The following is a 1,016-nucleotide window of genomic DNA, read 5'->3' on the forward strand; positions in this document are numbered from 1 at the left end:
CCGTTGGTGTTTTCGTTGCTGCCGCGTTGCCAAGGGCTGTGGGGGTCGCAGAAGTAGACCTTGCAGTCGGTGGCCAGGGTGAAGACGGGGTGCTGGATCATCTCGATGCCCTGGTCCCAGGTCAGGGTCTTGCGCAGCTCGGCCGGCAGGCGGCGCATAAGGCCGGTGAGGGTGTCGATGACCTGTTCACTGACGCGCGATTCGGGCAGAGCGCCGAGCATCACGTATCGGGTGGCGCGTTCGACCAGGGTGATGATCGCGCTGGAGCCTCGGGCGCCGATGACCAGGTCGCCTTCCCAGTGCCCGGGCACGGCCCGGTCTTCGACCTCAGCCGGGCGAGTCGAGATGTGGAAGTCACGCACCCACGGCCGGCTTCCCCGCCCCGCGCTGGCCTGACGCGACTGCGGCCGCCGTAACGCCCGACCAGAGCGCAACGCGACCTGCCGGGCTAACTCCTGACGCATCCCACCTCGGGACTGGAAGTAGACCGCCTGATAGATCGTCTCGTGTGACACCCACATCTCCGGTCGCTCAGGAAACTCCCGCCGCAGCGACCGGGCGATCTGCCACGGCGAGTGCCGCTGACTCAGACGATCCTTGACCGTCTGCCACAACGGCGGCCACGCCCGCCCCCACCCCGGACGCAACTTGCCCTCACGAGGGCGCCGCGCCCGCGCGTCCGCCTTGCCCTGAGCGTTGCGGTGAGAGTACTTCCACCGATACGCCCCACCCCACCCCTTCGGATAGCCCACCCCAGCCACATAACCCGGATCCGCACCATGCGGATGCCGCTGACCCGCCGGCACCCGCCCCCCAGTACCGCAGTGATTACGCGACAACTCCCGCCACACCGTCGAGCGATGCCGCCCGATCGCCTGCGCGATCTGCGGGAACGTCAACCCCTGACCGAACAACACCTCAATCTGCGCCCGCTCCGCGGACGACAACCTCTGCCCCGGCATGACCCCTCATCCTGACGAGAATCCACCCCGTTGCAACAACCACTTGAGCCCAAG

1 protein-coding gene is annotated in these 1,016 nt (G+C 67.6%); it reads right to left on the reverse strand.

Annotated features, from left to right (window positions below):
- On the reverse strand, positions 1 to 962 hold a 962-nt coding region (locus tag AB0C20_RS36420), incomplete at its 3' end, for an IS30 family transposase (RefSeq protein WP_357569746.1).
- Positions 963 to 1,016: the final 54 nt, after the last annotated feature.

The organism is Micromonospora sp. NPDC048843 (assembly GCF_040649965.1).
GTDB lineage: Bacteria > Actinomycetota > Actinomycetes > Mycobacteriales > Micromonosporaceae > Micromonospora > Micromonospora hortensis.